The sequence below is a fragment of the Sphingobacterium hungaricum genome (assembly GCF_015210005.1).
Classification (GTDB): domain Bacteria; phylum Bacteroidota; class Bacteroidia; order Sphingobacteriales; family Sphingobacteriaceae; genus Sphingobacterium; species Sphingobacterium hungaricum.
This window is the reverse complement of record NZ_MU158697.1, coordinates 683,804-702,177: the sequence shown is the minus strand read 5'-3', so window position 1 is coordinate 702,177 and position 18,374 is coordinate 683,804. Positions and strand designations below refer to the sequence as shown.

18 protein-coding genes are annotated in these 18,374 nt (G+C 37.2%); 2 read left to right on the top strand and 16 right to left on the bottom strand.

Annotated features, from left to right (window positions below):
- Positions 1-230: 230 nt before the first annotated feature.
- From C4F49_RS03020 to C4F49_RS03005, 4 genes are all read right to left on the bottom strand, one after another.
- Entirely contained in the window at positions 231-617 is a 387-nt protein-coding gene (locus tag C4F49_RS03020; RefSeq protein WP_196934381.1) for an SRPBCC domain-containing protein, read from the bottom strand.
- A 77-nt stretch (positions 618-694) separates the two neighbouring features.
- Positions 695-1,900 carry a bifunctional phosphopantothenoylcysteine decarboxylase/phosphopantothenate--cysteine ligase CoaBC gene (gene coaBC, locus C4F49_RS03015; RefSeq protein WP_196934380.1) on the bottom strand — a complete coding sequence of 402 codons (1,206 nt, stop codon included), beginning with the start codon at positions 1,898-1,900 and terminating at the stop codon, positions 695-697.
- Positions 1,901-1,911: 11 nt separating this feature from the next.
- Positions 1,912-2,238 (bottom strand): DNA-directed RNA polymerase subunit omega, encoded by a 327-nt coding sequence (locus C4F49_RS03010; protein ID WP_196934379.1) that lies wholly within the window; start codon positions 2,236-2,238, stop codon positions 1,912-1,914.
- An 18-nt stretch (positions 2,239-2,256) separates the two neighbouring features.
- Positions 2,257-3,171 carry an outer membrane protein assembly factor BamD gene (locus C4F49_RS03005; protein WP_196934378.1) on the bottom strand — a complete coding sequence of 305 codons (915 nt, stop codon included), beginning with the start codon at positions 3,169-3,171 and terminating at the stop codon, positions 2,257-2,259.
- A 213-nt stretch (positions 3,172-3,384) separates the two neighbouring features.
- On the opposite strand from C4F49_RS03005, the gene C4F49_RS03000 reads away from it, so the two are divergent.
- A complete protein-coding gene (locus C4F49_RS03000; protein WP_196934377.1) occupies positions 3,385-3,660 on the top strand; it encodes a NifU family protein in 276 nt (91 codons plus the stop codon).
- Between the two features lie 70 nt (positions 3,661-3,730).
- Positions 3,731-4,384, top strand: a complete 654-nt coding sequence (locus C4F49_RS02995; protein ID WP_196934376.1) for a peptidase associated/transthyretin-like domain-containing protein — start codon at positions 3,731-3,733, stop codon at positions 4,382-4,384.
- Here the strand turns inward: C4F49_RS02995 and C4F49_RS02990 are convergent.
- The 12 genes from C4F49_RS02990 to polA form a co-directional block, all read right to left on the bottom strand.
- Positions 4,381-5,613 carry an ABC transporter permease gene (locus tag C4F49_RS02990; RefSeq protein WP_196934375.1) on the bottom strand — a complete coding sequence of 411 codons (1,233 nt, stop codon included), beginning with the start codon at positions 5,611-5,613 and terminating at the stop codon, positions 4,381-4,383. The genes C4F49_RS02995 and C4F49_RS02990 overlap by 4 nt on opposite strands.
- A 9-nt stretch (positions 5,614-5,622) precedes the next feature.
- Positions 5,623-6,264, bottom strand: coding sequence for an MBL fold metallo-hydrolase (locus tag C4F49_RS02985; RefSeq protein ID WP_196934374.1), 642 nt, complete (start codon positions 6,262-6,264; stop codon positions 5,623-5,625).
- 15 nt (positions 6,265-6,279) lie between these two features.
- The gene (gene gldD / locus C4F49_RS02980; protein WP_196934373.1) at positions 6,280-6,822 is read right to left on the bottom strand and encodes a gliding motility lipoprotein GldD; all 543 of its coding nucleotides are present in this window, start codon (positions 6,820-6,822) and stop codon (positions 6,280-6,282) included.
- A gap of 29 nt (positions 6,823-6,851) precedes the next feature.
- Positions 6,852-7,598: a shikimate dehydrogenase family protein gene (locus C4F49_RS02975; protein ID WP_196934372.1), complete on the bottom strand. Its 747-nt coding sequence runs from the start codon at positions 7,596-7,598 to the stop codon at positions 6,852-6,854.
- The gene (locus tag C4F49_RS02970; RefSeq protein WP_196934371.1) at positions 7,595-9,004 is read right to left on the bottom strand and encodes a tetratricopeptide repeat protein; all 1,410 of its coding nucleotides are present in this window, start codon (positions 9,002-9,004) and stop codon (positions 7,595-7,597) included. The genes C4F49_RS02975 and C4F49_RS02970 overlap by 4 nt, the downstream gene beginning before the upstream one ends.
- Before the next feature lie 181 nt (positions 9,005-9,185).
- Positions 9,186-10,571, bottom strand: a complete 1,386-nt coding sequence (locus C4F49_RS02965; RefSeq protein WP_196934370.1) for an OmpA family protein — start codon at positions 10,569-10,571, stop codon at positions 9,186-9,188.
- Positions 10,572-10,814: 243 nt separating this feature from the next.
- A complete protein-coding gene (locus C4F49_RS02960; RefSeq protein ID WP_196934369.1) occupies positions 10,815-11,825 on the bottom strand; it encodes an inorganic phosphate transporter in 1,011 nt (336 codons plus the stop codon).
- 34 nt (positions 11,826-11,859) lie between these two features.
- Positions 11,860-12,507 (bottom strand): DUF47 domain-containing protein, encoded by a 648-nt coding sequence (locus C4F49_RS02955; protein ID WP_196934368.1) that lies wholly within the window; start codon positions 12,505-12,507, stop codon positions 11,860-11,862.
- A 77-nt stretch (positions 12,508-12,584) separates the two neighbouring features.
- Entirely contained in the window at positions 12,585-13,613 is a 1,029-nt protein-coding gene (locus C4F49_RS02950) for a sensor histidine kinase (RefSeq protein ID WP_196934367.1), read from the bottom strand.
- Between the two features lie 56 nt (positions 13,614-13,669).
- Entirely contained in the window at positions 13,670-14,323 is a 654-nt protein-coding gene (locus C4F49_RS02945) for a phosphatidylserine decarboxylase family protein (protein ID WP_196934366.1), read from the bottom strand.
- 45 nt (positions 14,324-14,368) lie between these two features.
- The gene (locus C4F49_RS02940; protein ID WP_196934365.1) at positions 14,369-15,472 is read right to left on the bottom strand and encodes a toxin-antitoxin system YwqK family antitoxin; all 1,104 of its coding nucleotides are present in this window, start codon (positions 15,470-15,472) and stop codon (positions 14,369-14,371) included.
- An 11-nt stretch (positions 15,473-15,483) separates the two neighbouring features.
- Complete coding sequence (gene polA, locus C4F49_RS02935; RefSeq protein WP_196934364.1) at positions 15,484-18,279, bottom strand: DNA polymerase I; 2,796 nt, start codon at positions 18,277-18,279, stop codon at positions 15,484-15,486.
- Positions 18,280-18,374: the final 95 nt, after the last annotated feature.

Sequence of the window (18,374 nt, the reverse complement as noted above, 5' to 3'; positions counted from 1 at the left end):
TTGAGGGAGCAAGGAATAAAGAATAAGGAGCAAGGATTACTTTATAGAGCCTATCGTTCCATTTAAAGATGGACTTGTTTTATTTCCTATTTTGATAAAGTAATTATGAAAGTAATTTGCATACTTGTATGTAAATTATGTAATGGGAACTTCTATAAAATTGAATAAGAGAACAGAATGAGGAGAGCGAATGTATGTGGGGGTAGTAAGTTTAGTAAAGAAGGAAAATGTTAATCTTCCTCCTCGTAAAAATCTACTAATGAAGCTAAGTAAATATTTTCCCAGCCATCAACTAAGTCGTCATAAGCTTCTTCTGGAATATTCGTCTGATTAATTTCAATTGAGGTTCCTTTTTTGTGCGGATGCAATTTAATCGTAACGATCGAAGCCGGACTGTCTTCATCAAAATACCATTGTTGCACAATTTTGCTTGAAGGAACAAGTTCTAAGAATTTACCAACGATAGCGCCATCCCAAAAGGAAAACTCGCCGCCTTCGGTAGCATTAATCTCGACCTCATCTCCTGTCCACAAACGGGCTGTGATTTCTGTTGTTAACGCTAAATAAATATCTTCAGGAGGAGCGGTGATAATGCTGTATTTCTTGTAATCTTTCATATTCAAAGGTACTAAAAGATCGTTAAACCCCAGTTAATTGGATTAACTGGTTTAATGAATTTGTTGTTCTTCAGATTTTATACGGATTTTTGATGCTCTACAACGAGCGAACAGATGTCTTTGGCTACCTCTTGCTTGTTTTTCAATTCGAAGTAGTTTGTATCGCCTCCTTTTGACAGGATGGTTACTTTGTTTGTGTCGGTGGCAAAGCCAGCTCCCTGGTCTTGTAATGAGTTGAGGACAATAAAGTCTAAATTCTTCTTGAGTAGTTTGGCTTTGGCATTTTCCAGTTCATTATTCGTTTCCAGTGCAAAACCAACTAATGTCTGTTTACTCGATTTTTTCTGACCTAATGTTGCCAATATATCAACCGTTTTTTTTAGTTCGATCGAAAACTCTTGTTCAGCTTTTTTAATTTTTTGCGTAGCAATTGTTTTTGGCGTATAATCCGCAACAGCGGCACTCATCACTACAATAGCTGATTCATTAAATTTATCGGTGCAAGCATTCAGCATGTCGTCAGCTGATGTAACTTTGATTACATCAATTCCTTTCGAAGCCGCCAAATGTGTCGGACCTGAAATAAGCGTAACATGAGCGCCTAGATTTTTAAGTTCTTCGGCAATAGCAAATCCCATTTTTCCACTCGAATGATTTCCGATAAATCGAACGGGGTCAATCGCTTCATAAGTGGGGCCTGCTGTCACTAATGCTTTTTTGCCAGCCAAAGGCAAGTCTTGTTCGAAGAAGCTTTCTAATGCAGCGGTAATTTCTTCTGGTTCAGCCAATCGTCCTTCGCCAACAAGGCCGCTGGCTAATTCACCAAATCCTGGTTGGATGATCTTATTCCCGTAGTTTAAAAGGGATTCACAATTTTTCTGCGTAGCGGGATGAACCCACATGTCTAAATCCATTGCGGGAGCGAAAAACACAGGACATTTTGCAGAGAGATAAGTTGCTAATAACAGGTTGTCACAAAGACCATTGGCCATTTTAGCTATCGTATTTGCGGTAGCTGGAGCTATCAATAATAAATCTGCCTGAAGTCCTAATTCCACATGATTATTCCAAACGCCAGAATTTTTATCATAATAAGATGATAAAACAGGGTTTTTAGAAAGCGTGGCTAAAGTTAAGGGAGTAATAAATTCTTTGGCTTCTTCGGTCATGATGACCTGAACATTCGCTTCGGCTTTTACCAAAAGCCTAACCAAAGAAGCAATCTTATAAGCGGCAATGCTACCGCTTATTCCGATTACAATATTTTTGTCTTTTAAAGACATCAAAGATTCGATTATTCTTGTTCTTTAGAAGGATTTCTAAAGTAAACTTTGTTGTTCAAGAATTCATCAACAGCAACTAAACTTGGTTTTGGCATGCGCTCGTAGTGTTTTGAAATTTCGATTTGCTCACGATTTTCAAATACTTCTTCCAAATTATCATTGCTACTAGCAAACTCAGATAGTTTGTTGTTCAACTCTTCTTTAAGATCAACTGAAATTTGATTTGCTCTTTTGCTAATCACAACGATTGACTCGTAAATGTTTTCTGTGCTTTCGTCTAATTGTCTTAAGTCACGTGTTACCGTAGAATTTGGAACAATAGTTTTAGTATTACTCATATCAATATATAATTTCTTTTAATTAACTTGTGTGGTTTCAGTGTTCTCTTGCGCAGTGACACCTAATTCACTTTCTTGTTGTTGACGCAATTTGTCAATTTCATTCATGCGCTTGACCGCAATCACGATTTTCTTTTCTGCACTTGAGCGAAGATTATCTGCTTCGTTTCTATACTTGCTTTGAGGATAATGCTCAATAAACGATTCATAATAATCAATCGCATCATTGAAACGGGCTTCCTGACGGTAAGGGAAACTGTTATCAGCAAATAAATATTGAGATTTCACCATCAGAAACTCAGCTTCTTCAGCATATTTTGTGTCTGGATAATCTCTTAATACATTTTCCAATGCAATTACCGCTGCTCTATAATCATCCGCTAAACCCATATTGAAATATAGCTTAGCGTTGTCAAATGCTTTTTTCTCTAGTTTGTCTCTCAGGTTTTGAATTAATTCACCTGCTTCTTTCGAGCGCTCAGACTCTGGATACAAATTCACAAAAAGCTGCAATTCGTCGATAGCTTTTTTCGTATTGTCCTGATCTAAATTTGAACGAGGGGAATCAATGTAAAAACAGTAGGCCGACATAAATCGACATTCTTCTGCTCGAACACTATTCGGAAATGTAACAGCAAATTGCTTGAAATGGTAACGAGCCGAAGTAAAATCCTTTAATCTGTAACTTGTATATGCGGTGTAGTAATACAAATCTTCTGCATCTGCGGTACCGCGATACTTAATCATCAAATCAGAAAACAAAGTTTGCGCTTTGCTGTATTTACCTTTTTCATAGAATTTAATGGCCTCTTGGTACTTCATCTGTAAGTTATTGCTGGCACGCAGCTTTTCAAACTTACTTTTACAAGAAGTTGTAAATAATACAATAATCAAAGTGGCAATTAAAGCCACATGTCGGCTGTTTAAAAACATTTTACAAAGATACGTCAATTAATACTAATAGTCAATAAATATTTATGTTGCAAGATAGCGTAATTTTTCAACGGAAAAGAGTTGAAATCATGGTATTTAACATTCTTTAACGGCATTTTACAGTGTCATATCGTTGTTGAATTCCAGATGATTTTATTTCAATGCGAATAAATTGATTATATTTACAAGGTACTAAAATTATAAAAAGTAAAGATGACCTTACAAGAGAGAGTCGAACAAGCATTAGACACGATTAGACCCTATTTGGAAACAGATGGTGGGAATGTAAGTATTCAGGAAATCACCTCGGATAATGTTGTAAAACTACGTTTATTAGGCACATGTGCAAACTGCTCGATGAGTATAATGACATTTAAAGCCGGATTGGAACAAGCGATAAAAAAAGCTGTTCCCGAGATTGTTTCCGTGGAGGCAATTAATCTGACCGACATGAATGATCCAAATGCGATCACACCGAACCAAATGTAATAAACTTGTTAATATCACTTAACATTATTTAACGGCATTATTTTTTGAATTCCTTAGCTTTGTTAGAGTTATGAGAAGTAGAAAAGTTATATTCTTGTTTTTGATTTTTTGTGTTTGCTCTTCAGCATTTGCGCAACAGAAGAAACTTGTACAGTTTTCTGGGCTAATTTATGCACAGGGAATTGACATTACGGTGCCTTATGTTACTGTGAGAAATACAAGTTACGGAGATCAGACATTTTCTGCGACTCATGAAGGCTATTTCTCGTTTGTAGCCCACGTTGGCGATACGATTAGTTTTTCTTCTGTCGGTTACGAAACATTGACTTTTGTCATTCCAGAAACCAACTCGGATAAATATACGGCTCATATCGAAATGAAAAGCATGGTCACAGAGTTGCCGGCAGTTACTGTAGGCCCTCCGTTTCCTTACGCCAGTATTGAAGAGTTTACGATTGCTTTTCTTGCGTTAAATCTAAATGATGATGATATTATGATGGCGAAGAAAAACCTTTCCCAGCAGGCATTGTCCACTTTAGCTTTAATTATGCCAAGGAGTGCTGAAGAAATTCAATCACAGACGAATGTGCAACGCCATAGCAATCTATCCAATAAAGCAATCAATCAGAATTTTGCAAATCCTCTGTTGAATCCTTTCGCTTGGGGCGCATTGATCGATCAGATTAAGCGAGGAGATTACAGCCGAGAAAAGCTGAAATACTAATCGACAGCTTGAATTGCTTCTTTCTCAATTTCTCTCACACTTAATTTAGACGCTAAGTACGATACAATTGTTGAGACGATCATTACTGTTAAAAACACAATGATAAAGTCCATGATTCGAATGTCAATAGGGTAGGCATCGAAAATCGCATTGGATCCACCGGTGGTTACAAGTCCAAAATATTCTTGTAAAAGACAAAAAGCTAATCCTAGCACAATTCCTCCGACACTTCCCAAAAGGGCAATTAATACGCCCTCAATAAAGAAAATATTGTGGATCAGTTTGTTCTCTGCACCTAAACTTTTTAAGACAAGCATATCTTTTTTCTTATCCAATACAAGCATGGTCAAGGAGCCGATGATATTGAAGATTGCGATAACTCCAATTAAAGTCACTATAAAAAACACAATCCATTTTTCAGACTGCACCGTTTTGTACAGCGTCGGATTTTGTTGTTCTCTGTTTTTTATCAAATAATTTTCTCCTAAGTCCGCTTCAATCTGTTTTTGAATTGTATGCTGAAGCTGATCGTCTTTTAGGTTTATTTCAACTGCAGAAATTTTGTCGTATTCATTCAATAGACTTTTAGCGGAGTCGATGGGAATTATAATTAAATCATCAAATCCCGGTTGATAAGTCAGTACGCCACCTACAGCAATTCGTCGAATCGTCACATCGTCCATCGGATTTGCGCTGTTGACATTGCCTTTTCTAGGCGTGATTAATTGAATCGCATTATTGATTGATTGCAATGGAATCTGTAAGTTGGACTGGATCTGTGCGCCTATGATTGCAAAAGCGGTTTGGTCACTGTACAAAGCATACTTTCCAGCATAGAGCATGTTTTCATCGGTATGCAATGACAGGCTTTGAGGTTCAATTCCTTTGACCATGCCAACGATTTGGAGGCCATTATATTGCACCAATACTTTATCTTCAAGTACTTCACTATAACTCTCCATGTAAGATTGAGAACGTAAATGCTTAAAGGCATCGTTGCTAGTTTCAAAAAATTTGCCAGTAGCAGGTTCTATTCTGAAATCTGGTGAAAACGTGCTGTATTGAGATAGGATAAATTTTTCCATCCCGTTGTAAAAAGACAGCACAATAACTAAGGCTGCGCTACTAACCAAAACGCCGACAACGCTAATACCAGAGATGATATTAATAGCATTTACCGATTTTTTGGAAAATAAATAGCGTTTCGCGAAAAATAATGGCAGCCTCATTTTTATCGTTTATCCTCTAATAAATGGGTTGGTTTGCTTCTCATAGCCAATCGTTGTACTTGGCCCATGTCCTGGATAAACTGTTGTTTCTTCAGGCAAGGTGTAAATCTTTTTTGAAATGCTATCTAACAGCTGGGAATGATTTCCTCCGGGTAAGTCCGTTCGCCCAATGCTATTCCTGAAGAGAACATCGCCACCAATAAGGAAATTAAAATCATAAGAATAAAAACACAAATGAGCCGGAGAATGTCCGGGAGCCAATATGCAAGAAAGGTCATAGCCTCCAATTGAAATCAGGCTTTCTTCGTCCAAAAAGGTTTCACCGATAGGAGAAACATCATAACGAATTCCCATTTGCGGTGCATAATTCTGAACTTCCACTAATAGTGGGATTTCGCCTTCATGAAATTGGGGCAATAAATTATAGGTATCTGCGACAAACTTGTTCCCTAAAACATGGTCGACATGACAATGCGTATTTAATAAAGCGATAGGCAATAGATTATTCTCCTGAATAAACGAAACAAATTCATCTTCTTCCCGCTTTGAAGACATTCCAGGATCAATAATAATACAGTCTCCCTGATCGGAATAAATTAGATACGTATTCTCTTGGTAAGGATTGAAGACAAAATGATGGATATGTAACATGTTCAAAAATAGTAATTATTTCCAGCTTAACGTATTGATCAGCGTCTCGATGTCCTGCTTCAAAAAATTTAAAACAGGCTGAATGGAATCGATGTTGGGTTTTTCATTGAAATATAAAGCAGCCCGAAGGTAATGCCGAGAACTGTCGGACACGTAAAACTGCGTGTTTGATGCTGTATTTCCTTTAATGTCGTATTGTAATCCATACACAGACGTTTCGGGGATATTGATTGGCTTTTGGTCTATAGCACTTGCTTTGCTAGTGTGTTTAAAAACAAATGTTCGAGCGTCTTCCGTTAACTGATCAAATGTAGTCTGTTGATTGATGTCAAAATAACTGATATGAAGAATAGCATTGAATTGTGGAAACTCAAGGTTTTTCCAGCATGGTTGTGCACCTTTGTTCGTGTCATCTTTTAAATTGGAATAGGTTGGTATTTCGAAAGAAAACGGACATCCTGTATTCGCAACCTGATAGATTTTCTGAGGCAAATCAATTCGATAGTACCCTCTTGGTTTCGGGCTAAAATCAGCTTGCCCACAAGAAAGCAGCAACATAACGGAGATTATCCCTAGGCATAAAAATTTTATTCCTGATTCCAAATCTCCCAATTTTTTTCGGCCTGAAGAATCAACATGTCAAGTCCGTTTTTTGTAACAGCACCTTTTTCACGACCTGTTCTCAAGAAGAGAGTTTCTTCGGGATTATAGATTAAGTCGTAGAGGTAATGTTGGTCGCTGATAAATTCGTATGGAATATCTGGACTTGCATCGATAAGCGGATATGTTCCTACTGGACTGCAGTTTATAATTATTTGATGTTCTTTCATCAACTCAGGACTAAGCTCTGCGTAGGTGATTGAATCAGCACTTTCTTTTCTGCTGACGATTAAGAAATCGATTCCTAATTTATTTAATACATAAATAACGGCTTTGGTTGCACCCCCATTGCCTAAAATTAGAGCTTTCTTATGGCTTGGCAACAACTGTTTCTTAAACGATTCTTCGAAACCATACGCATCGGTATTAAATCCTTTTAGTTTAATTTCGCCATCATTTCTGGCAATTCGAACACAATTAATCGCCCGAATCTCATTCGCTTCGGGAGAAAGTTCATCCATATAAGCCAGCGCCTCTTCCTTATAGGGAATTGTAATGTTTACGCCTGCCAATTGAGGTTCTGATTCGTAGAGCTCTTTGAATTTTTCGATAGCGCTTAACTCGTATAGATCGTAATCAATATCCCTGATGTTTTCTCTTTCAAATTTCTCCAGATAGTATTTTTTCGAGAAAGAATGCCCTAGCGTCTTACCAATCAAACCTAATTTCTTCATCCTTTAGGCGCATATTTTTTAATGATATCGACGATGATTTGATTTCCCTGTAACTGCGGTAGGTAATCAAATAAAATAGTATGTTTCGACGGATCTGTTGTTAATGCAAGCTCTAAAAAATTCAAGGCTTCATTGTATTGCCCATTTGCAAATAAATAAGCTACCATTCTGTAATACAATTCTGCTGCATCCGGATTGCATTTTATACCTTCGGAAATAGTATGGATTGCTTCCTCATATTTATTCTGCTCAAAATATATGGACGAAAAATCCAGCCATGCATCCACATCTGTTGGATTGAATTCCACGACTTTAGCATAAGCTAGTTCAGCCTCTTCTATTTGTCTTAGCTTATATCTTGCATCCGCAATCGCAAACCAATAGTCTGGATTTATTGGGTCAATGTCAAGGGCTTTCTTGTAAAAGTGCAAGGACTCAAAATGGCGTTCCTCAGAATCTAGCGTTACTCCGATTCCGAACCAAGCATCCGCCAGATATTGATCGAGCTTGACTGCTTTTTTATAGTATTTGCGAGCCTCCTCCATGTCTTCAAGTTTTTCATAACATTCGCCTAAAGCGCAATATGTATCTGCGTTTGGAGGTTCGAACTCAAACGTATGTTTATAGACAGCTATGGCTTCGTTGAAACGGTCCAGATTCACCAACGCATTTCCTTTATTAAAGTAAGCGGAAGAAAAATTCTCTTGTATCAAAATAGCATAATCATATGCATCTATCGCTTCTTCAAATTTTTCTAGCTTATGGTATGAATTTCCTAAATTATACCAGGCTTCATAAGAATAGGGATTGTTGTCAATGTAACTTTTGAAAAATAAAATCCCTTCTTCAATTTGCTCCAATATTTCATAGCAAAAGAAAATATCATATAATGCATCTTCATGATCTTTGTTGACCTTAAGAGTTTTCTTTAAATAGCTAATCGCTTTTTTGTAGTCGCGCTGAAACTGATAGAGATTTGAGAGCTGATAATAAATATCTTCTTTGTCATCGCTTAAATCTAAAGCGATATGGAAATATTTCTCAGCTTCCTCTAAGTCTTTAAGTGCAGCATAGATTGTCCCTTTTAGCAAATAAACTAAAGGTTCAGAAGGTTCCAATAATTCAGCTTTATTAATGATGAATAATGCCTCTTCTAATTTTATCATGCTGATTAACAGTTCAGTTTTCTTAATCAGAAAACCAGTGTCAAAAGCATGCTGATTGACAGCAAAATCAACTACTTCTAATGCCTTTACTGGATCATTTTTTTCAATGTAATAATCGATGATTCCATCCAAGATTCTAGCGTCAAAGAAGTATTGATCATCGTTACGCAGCATTTCCTCATAACGATCTACAGATAATTTTTGTTCTTCGGGAGAATCAAATTCAAATTCTTCGTCCATTATAGCCCTTTCTTATTAGTACGATTTCTTCAACTTAAATGAAGATAAAATAATTATTTGAATGTTTTAATAAAGAGATATTAACAAACTAACATTATTACAAAAATACGAAAATTTAAACACAAAAAAGCCGATTCCTAAGAATCGGCTTTTGTATAATAAATACGTTTAACGTATTGTCTTATTTTTTGATCTCAACACGACGGTTTTGAACGCGACCTTCTTCAGTTGCATTAGATGCAATTGGGTTAGCCTCACCAAGTCCGTTTGCATTGATGCTTGAAGCAGCAACACCAGCGTTAACTAAGTATTGTTTAACTGCGTTAGCACGGTCTTTAGATAAGTTTACGTTGTAAGCTTCAGTACCTTCTGCAGAAGCATATCCGTCTAAAGTAACTGATGATTTGTTATCACGTAATTCTTTAGCTAATTTATCTAAAGTTGAGTAAGATTCAGTTTTTAATACTGAGCTATCAAATTCAAATTGAATTGGAGCAAAGTAACCAGACTGAGTTCCAGGAGTTGTTACAGCTGGAGGAGTTGGGAATTTGATTGGACATCCAGCACCATCTACTTGAGTTCCAGCAGGAGTGTTAGGACATTTGTCAAATTTATCAGATACTCCGTCACCATCAGAATCTTTGCTTAATTGATCAACAGTTCCTTCTAAAGTAGAAACACGTTGTTTTAAAGCTTCAACTTCGTTACGTAAAGATGGATCTTTCAACTCATCATATAAAGTAGCAACTGGGTTTGTGAAAGTTAAACTTTCTTTATCACGAGAACCTAAAGTGAATTCTAAACCACCATAAACGTTAGAGAATTTTCCTTTGTAATCTGTTCTACCTGATCCGTATAACCAGTTATCATCAGTAAAGTTCATTGTGTATCCTAAGTTCAACGCAACAACCTCAGATAATTTGAATTTAACACCAACACCTACTGGCACGTAAGCTGCCATTCTGAAATCTCTGTCGCCAGTAGCTTCGCGATCTCCGAATAATTCTTCACCCCAGTTACCTTTGTTATCATAAACAACAGTGTTGAAGTCATTGTCGCTGTATTGAACAGGGTTGAATGCCATAACACCTAAACCAACTTTAGCGTAGAAGTTAACTGCATTTTCTCTTCTTAAGAAGTCAATTGTTCCTAATTGGAAAACACCATTTAAGCTACTTGCCCAGTTTACTGAAGTCTCAACTGAACGAGCGCCATAAGCACCTTCTGCAGCAGGACCAGAAACATCATGGTTGTAAGTTTTGATACGACCACGGTTACCTTCTAACTCTAAACCGAATAAGTGAGAGAATTGTTTACGGATAGTTAATCCATAATACTCACCAACTTTGTTTTGGAATAAACCAACTTTTTGTCCGAAAGGTTGAGAACCACCAACGATAACGTTAGGAGTAGTAATACCACCTTGAAGACCGATAGACCAAGTTCTGTATTGGCTTCTTCCGCCGAATACCGTTGGTGTAGTTTGCGCTTGTGCAGTCTCTGCGAAGCCTAAAGCGGCTACTAAAGATGCTGCAACAGCTGTTTTTTTAATTGTAGAATAGTTCATACTCTTGTTTTTAAGGTTATTAAAAATTTTAAAATTGTTTCTTTTCTGTTATTTAACAAAACTTAACAATAAGGATGCCAAAAAATGTTTGGCCGCTAAAAAAGTTTTATTTTGTCAAAAAGTTATTTACAACAGGGTAAAAGTATATAATTCTTTAATACTATACAAATTTTTTATCTAACTATTTACTATTATAAGTGATTAATAATCAAATGTAGTTCTATTGCTACAGATATTAATACTTTATAAGATGTAGTGAATAATTGTCAAAGTTAATCCGCCTAAAACCGCGCTTACAGGAATTGTCAGGACCCAAGCCCATAACAAACTAATTGTAACACCCCATCGAACGGCTGACACTCTTTTAACTACCCCAACACCAATAATTGCTCCTGTTATGGTATGTGTTGTCGAAGCAGGAATCCCAAAATGCTCGGTGATACCAAGTGTTAATGCACCAGCGGTTTCTGCACTCACGCCTTCTAATGGCGTAACTTTCGTGATTTTAGTTCCCATCGTTTTCACAATTTTCCATCCTCCGCTCATTGTACCCAATGCAATCGCCGCATAACAAGTCAATGGAATCCATTCAGGCATGTGGTCAGTATTTTCTACATAGCCTCCCGCAACCATAGCGACTAAAATAATACCCATTACTTTTTGAGCGTCATTTCCACCATGCGCAAAGCTTAAAGCGGCAGAAGATATCAATTGTAATATTTTAAACCATTTCTCTGCAATTGCAGGGCGTGAGTTTTTCGAAATGTTTATTATGATTAAGGTTATGATAATCGAAATAATCATCCCGATCACCGGTGCGAGAACAATAAAGGAGATAATAACTAAAACTGCATTTACATTGATTGCATCTAAAGGATTTGCCCCAACGATAACTGCATAAGCCATTCCGGATCCTGCAAAACCACCTATTAACGTATGGGAGGATGAGGATGGGATGCCATAATACCAAGTGAATAAGTTCCAAGAAATCGCGGCAACTAGACCCGCGAAAATAACTTCTAAGGTGATGTATTCCTCAAGTACAGTTTTTGCTACCGTGTTAGCGACCTTATGATCTGTAAAATAAAAATAAGCTGCAAAATTAAATAGCGCGGCCCAAAGAACGGCCATAAATGGCGTAAGGACTTTGGTCGAAACGACTGTCGCAATGGAGTTTGCGGCGTCATGGAATCCGTTGATATAATCAAAAGCAATAGCTAATATTATAACAACAATTAATAATGTTGAAATCATGTTGAATTGTGTTTAATCAGTTTTTCAGAAAGAATTATGCATTCTTCACTAAAATACTTTCTAATACATTTGCAACATCTTCACATTTATCTGTTGCATCTTCCATCGCTGATAATACTTCTTTGAATTTAATCAAGTTAATCGCATCTTTTTCGTATTCGAATAACTCTGCTACCGCTTTGTCAAAGATGTAATCGGCTTTATTTTCAACACTATTGATTCGTACACAAGAATCGGTAATGTTGCGGATGTTTTTCAAATCCTTTAATTCAAAAATAGCTTTAGCAACATGTTCGGTTGCTTCTAAGATCAAATCAGTCATTTCTTTCATTGCCTGACTAGGATTCGCCACTTTATAAAGTTCGATTCTGTTAGCTGCGCCATGTATAAAATCTGCAACGTCATCTAAAGAACTTGCTAAAGCGTGGATATCTTCTCTATCGAAAGGTGTTATAAAGTTTTTGCCTAATTCTAGGTGGATTTGATGGGTAATGTTATCACCTTTATGTTCCAGGTCTTCGATTTGCTTTGCGTTTTGTGTTCTTTTTGCTGGGTCTGTTGAATACAGGCTTTCTTGAAGAAGTTTAGCCATATCAATCAGGTTTGAACCCGCTTGTTCGAATAAAGGAAAGAATTTTTTATCTTTTGGAACGAAGTATTGAAAAATGCTGTTTAGAGACATAGTAGAAAATTTATGTGCAAAAATATAACCTTAATGTTAAGTTAATGTTAAGTTTCGAATAATCTGTTAATCTAAATTTATTTTGCTTTGTTTAGCGTAAATGCGAAAGTCGTCCCAATTCCTCGGGTACTTCTTACATGTACATTTTGTTGATGTGCTTCCATAATGTGTTTAACAATAGATAATCCCAATCCTGAGCCACCAATGTCTCGGGACCGGCTTTTATCAGTTCTATAAAAACGTTCGAAAACGCGGTTTAAGTCTTTTTCGTCAATACCATGCCCATCATCAGTCACTTCTACCAAAATTTGGTCAAAAAGCTGAAACGTGCTGATAGACGTTTTGCCGTTTGCTTTTCCATACTTAATCGAGTTGTCAATCAGGTTTGTTAAAACCTGTTGAATTTTCTTCCGGTCAGCCTTGACAAGTATCGGCGTATTGTTTTTGACTTTTAAAGATAGCAAAATCTGATTAGCTTTTGCTTTATCATCTAAATAATCAATCGTTTCTCGAATCAGCTCGATGATATCGAATTTCTCAATATTCAAGGCTATTCTTCCTGATTCCAGTTTTGATATTTCATCTAAATCATTGATTAGATAACTTAGCCTGTCCAGATTTTTGGACGCTTTATCCAAAAAGCTTTTGGCTAAAACGGTGTCTTCATCGATTAAACCGTCTTGCAAGGTCTCCAAATAGCCTTGTATCGCAAAAAGCGGTGTTTTAAATTCGTGGGAAATATTGGAAAGAAATTCTTTACGGAATTGCGCCTGTACTTTTAACTTGTCAATCTCAGAAGCTTTCTGTTTGGCCCAATCGCGAACTTCGCGCTCAGCATCCGTAATCGGGTCGCTTCGGCTATGGTCTCCCAAAGCCTCTTTTAAATCTTTGCCCAACTTTAAGTTGTGAATCAATTTATAGATTGTGCGAATGCGTTCATTTATGAATTTTTCGAAGACATAATTGAGCGAAAGAAAGCTGACAACTATAGAAACTGCAAAATAGATAACGGAAGTGATAAAATCTTGGTGGTAGACGAAGCTAACCAATGAGATTGCGAAAGCAATAAAAAAAGAAATGACTAGCAACAAAACTTTAAAATCCATAAAAAAAGCCTCTTTTTAAAAGAAGCTCTAAGTTAGAATAGATTTTTTAATATTCTTTAAAATCTGGCAAGTATTGTTTTTCCGCCGACAACTTTATCGCCGATTTGCACTTCTACTTTTGAATCCAATGGAATGAAAACATCGACTCGAGAACCGAATTTTATAAAGCCAAATTCATCGCCTTGTTTAACGACGTCGTTATCTTTTACATACCAAACAATCCGGCGGGCCAGAGCTCCAGCAATCTGACGGAATAAAACTTCCACACCGCTGTTATTTTTTACGACTATGGTGGTTCGCTCATTTTCAGTCGAAGATTTTGGATGCCATGCAACCAAGAATTTTCCTTTATGGTATTTAAAGAATGTGACGATTCCGCTTATTGGACTGCGGTTAACATGCACATTCGTAGGTGACATGAAAATTGAAATCTGACGTCTGTTTTCGTTGAAATATTCCGTTTCTAAAGTCTCTTCAATAACGACAACCTTTCCGTCTGCGGGACATAAAATGACGCCATGGTCTTCTTCGAAATATTTGTTCGGACTTCTGAAGAACTGAACAACCACGATAAATAAGAAGGCCGAAAAAATATAGATAATCCAAGTTACTACAGCATTTGCATTGTAATAATTAGCCAAAGCCAGCAGTATAAAAATCAATAATATCGTTATCGCTAAGGTACTGTAGCCTTCTTTGTGAAATTTCATTTTTTTAACTTTAAAAGCAAATATAAAACTTTATCGACAAAAACTTTATTGTTCAGCATTTCTTTTAATGCTAATGCTGTGCACAGCTGGGGTTCCGTCTTCTTTAATTATCAGTTTTCCAGAAACTGATAAAATGTCCTTGACATATTCTCCATCTTTAAACGATGGCAGATAATACCTAATTCTCGATACCGCAATGTTCAGCTGTCTATTTAATTTCTCATCGGCGAAAGCTTTTGTAAAATCAGCTCTGCCCGGCTCCCCTTTTTCAGATACAGCAATGACGTATGAAAAGTCGTCGTCAGCTACTTCAGCATCTACTAATAGTGTTGCAAATCTTGAATTAAGTTTTTCCGTTAAATAAATCGAGAAACCACTGAAATCATCAAATGTGCAGTTTTTAAAATAAAGAATTTCAGCTCTGTTAAAATTTTCTGCTGGGAAAAACTGCAATTTATTGTTTACTAATTCGAAATTAAAATATTGTTCTCCAAAATCGGCAAGCACACCATTTTTGTAATATTCTTCCCGGCCTAGTTCGCTAAATTTTCCGTCAACTAAAGTTAAAGTCCAAAATCCATTTGGCACTCCATTAACTACGCGCCCCTTTCTACGGTAGGAAGGAAATCCAAATTCTGTAAATCCTTCAAAATGATAGGTAAATTCAAAATCTCCTTTTCCGTCTTTTACTTTTTCTCTACCTTTTATATCCCAAAGTGATTCGATGCGCATAATGCTATCTGTGTAATTTACAACCAGCATCGGCTTCGCGTCAGGGTAATAATATTTCCATTCGCCTGTCGGAAAATTATTTTTAAAAACGACTTCCCATTTCAGCACTTTATTCGGATGATAGGCCTTAAATACGCCTTCTTTCTCTCCGTCAACATAATTTCCTGTAAGAATCACATGTCCGTTAGGCGCGAAATCTCTAAATTCTCCATTGAAGCGCGAGTTTTTTGTATCAAAGCTTGCAACACGCTCGATAGCTTTGAACTCACAGTTTTTGTCGCATAAGAAATAATTCTTGTCAAAATAAAAGCGCAACATCCCGTTAACAGTTTTTTCAAAAAGTATCGGCTTGGTTGATTCTTGTGCGTTTAAGTTAATAGCTAAAATACAGAATAGCAAAGAATAAAAAAACTTCATAATCTAAACATTTAGTGAGCCTCGAGCCAGTTCTGGCCTTCTCCAATTTCGACTTCAATCGGAACTTGAAGTTTAATCGCGTTTCTCATCCGATTCCCAATGATTTCTTTAAGTTGGCCGATTTCGTTCATAGGAACATCAAATACAAGCTCATCATGCACTTGCATAATCATTTTTCCAGTTAATTTTTGTTCGCTGATATCTTGCTGAATTTGAATCATGGCGACCTTAATCATGTCTGCAGCAGACCCTTGAATAGGTGCGTTGATTGCATTTCGCTCCGCGAAACCACGAACAGTCATGTTCGCAGAATTGATATCTCGCAGATAACGCCTGCGCTTCAAAATTGTTTCTACATATCCGTTTTGCTTCGCAAAATCAATGGACTGATTCATGTAATTGCGAATTCCCGAATATTGTTCAAAATATTGGTCAATAATGTGCGCCGCTTCTTTTCGCGGAATTCCCAAACTCTGAGAAAGTCCAAATGCCGACTGGCCGTAAATAATCCCGAAGTTCACTGCTTTCGCATTTCTGCGCTGGTCGGAAGTGACTTCGTCCAATTCAACTCCATAAACTTTGGCGGCGGTGGCTCGGTGAATATCATGACCTAGTTGGAATGCCTCCAGCATATTTGGGTCTTGGCTTAACTCCGCCATCAAGCGCAATTCAATCTGCGAATAATCGGCAGATAAAATCACATGATTTTCAAAACGAGGGATAAACGCCTTGCGGACTTCGCGACCCTTTTCCGTACGGATAGGGATATTTTGAAGATTCGGATTCGTCGAGCTCAAACGTCCAGTTGCAGCAACTGCCTGGTTGTATGAGGTGTGGATTAGTCCGGTCTCTGGATTGATTAATTCTGGCAGGGCATCAACATACGTCGATTTCAATTTCTGCAACTGCCTGAAATCAAGAATATCTTGCACGATGTCGGATTTATGGGCTAGCGCCAACAAAACATCCTCTCCGGTTTTATATTGACCTGTTTTTGTTTTCTTCGCTTTGGGGTCTAACTGCAGTTTGTCAAATAAAACTTCGCCTAATTGCTTTGGCGAAGCAATATTGAAGGATACACCAGCTTTTTCATAAATATTCTTCTCCAAATCCTGCACATGCGCCTGCAACTCTTTAGAAAATGATTTTAACGTGTCCACATCTATTTTAACGCCGTTTTTCTCAATTTCAGCTAAAACGTAGACCAAAGGGAATTCTACGGTTTCTGCTAAATGCAAGGTTTCCGTATTTTTCAAAAGCGGGAAAAATTCATCTTTCAGCTGAAGCGTAATATCAGCATCTTCTGCTGCATATTCCGTGATTTTATCCAATTCCACATCGCGCATGTTTCCTTGTTTCTTGCCTTTTGGACCGATTAAGGTGGTGATGGATATTGGCGAATAATTTAAATAATTTTCTGCCAGAATATCCATGCCATGACGTGTGTCCGGGTCGATTAGATAATGAGCCAACATTGTATCAAAAAGTTCTCCTTGAACTTTTACATCATATCTGGAAAGCAATAAAATATCGTATTTGATATTTTGGCCAATTTTCTGAATCGAAGGATTTTCTAAAACAGCTTTGAATCGGTTAACAACCGTTAGCGCTTCTTCTCTGTTTTCTGGAGTTGGAGCGTAGAACGCTTTCCCTTTTTCATACGAAAAAGAGAGCCCAACAACATCAGCCGTCAACGCATCAATCCCCGTTGTCTCCGTATCGAAACAAAATTGCGTAAGCGATTGCAATGTTTTTGCCAGCTCTTCTTGTTCTTCAGCTGTATTGACAAGTATATAGGTATGTTCCGTATTTTCTGCTGATTGGCTTGGTTTGCTTGGAGCTTCACTTTCCGAGTCCGCCTGATTGCCTGTCGGAGGTAATGAAAATAAATCCATTTGCATTGGATTTCCTTTTATAGCAGTTTCTGTAATCGAGAAATCTTCGCCAAACACACGTTTTCCCAAAGTCCGGAATTCCAATTCAGCAAATAAAGCTTCTAGGGATTCTTTATTCGGGTCTTCGAGAATTAATTTTTCTTCTTCCAATTCGACGGGAACATCCAATAAAATGGTTGCTAATTTTTTGGAGATTAATCCTTGCTCCGCAAAATTTTCTACATTTTCTTTCAGCTTTCCTTTTAATTTGTCGGAGTTAGCGACAATGCCTTCTACTGAGCCAAAATCTTGAATTAATTTCTTTGCCGTTTTTTCACCTACTCCGGGGATTCCTGGAATATTATCGACCGCATCTCCCCACAATCCCAAAATGTCAATGACCTGAAGCACGTCGGAGATTTCCCATTTTTCTAAAATTTCGGGAACACCTAGAACTTCAGCGCCATTGCCCATTCGGGCAGGTTTATAAATGAAAATATTTTCAGAAACCAATTGTCCGAAATCTTTATCAGGCGTCATGCAATACACCTGAAAATCTTCCTTCTCTGCTTTTTTTGCCAATGTTCCAATAATATCATCCGCTTCAAATCCATCTTTTGTAATAATGGGAATGTTGAATCCTTCAATCAGGCGAAAAATATAAGGAATGGAGGTTGCCAAATCTTCAGGCATTTGTTGACGATGAGCTTTATAGGCTTCAAATTCAATGTGACGATTCGTCGGCGCTTCGGTATCAAAAACAACGGCTATGTGCGTAGGTTTTTGATTTTTTAAAACATCTAACAACGTATTTGTAAATCCCATAACGGCTCCGGTGTTTAAACCATAAGAAGTCAAACGAGGAACTTTATTTAAAGCAAAATACGCTCTGTAAATGAGCGCCATACCGTCTAAAAGGAATAATTTTTTCACAAAATCTGATTTTTAGTGTTTATCACAAAGGTAATAATTTCAATAGATGAAAGGATTAATAAATTTTTGCGACTTTTGTAGCATGCAAAGTGGTT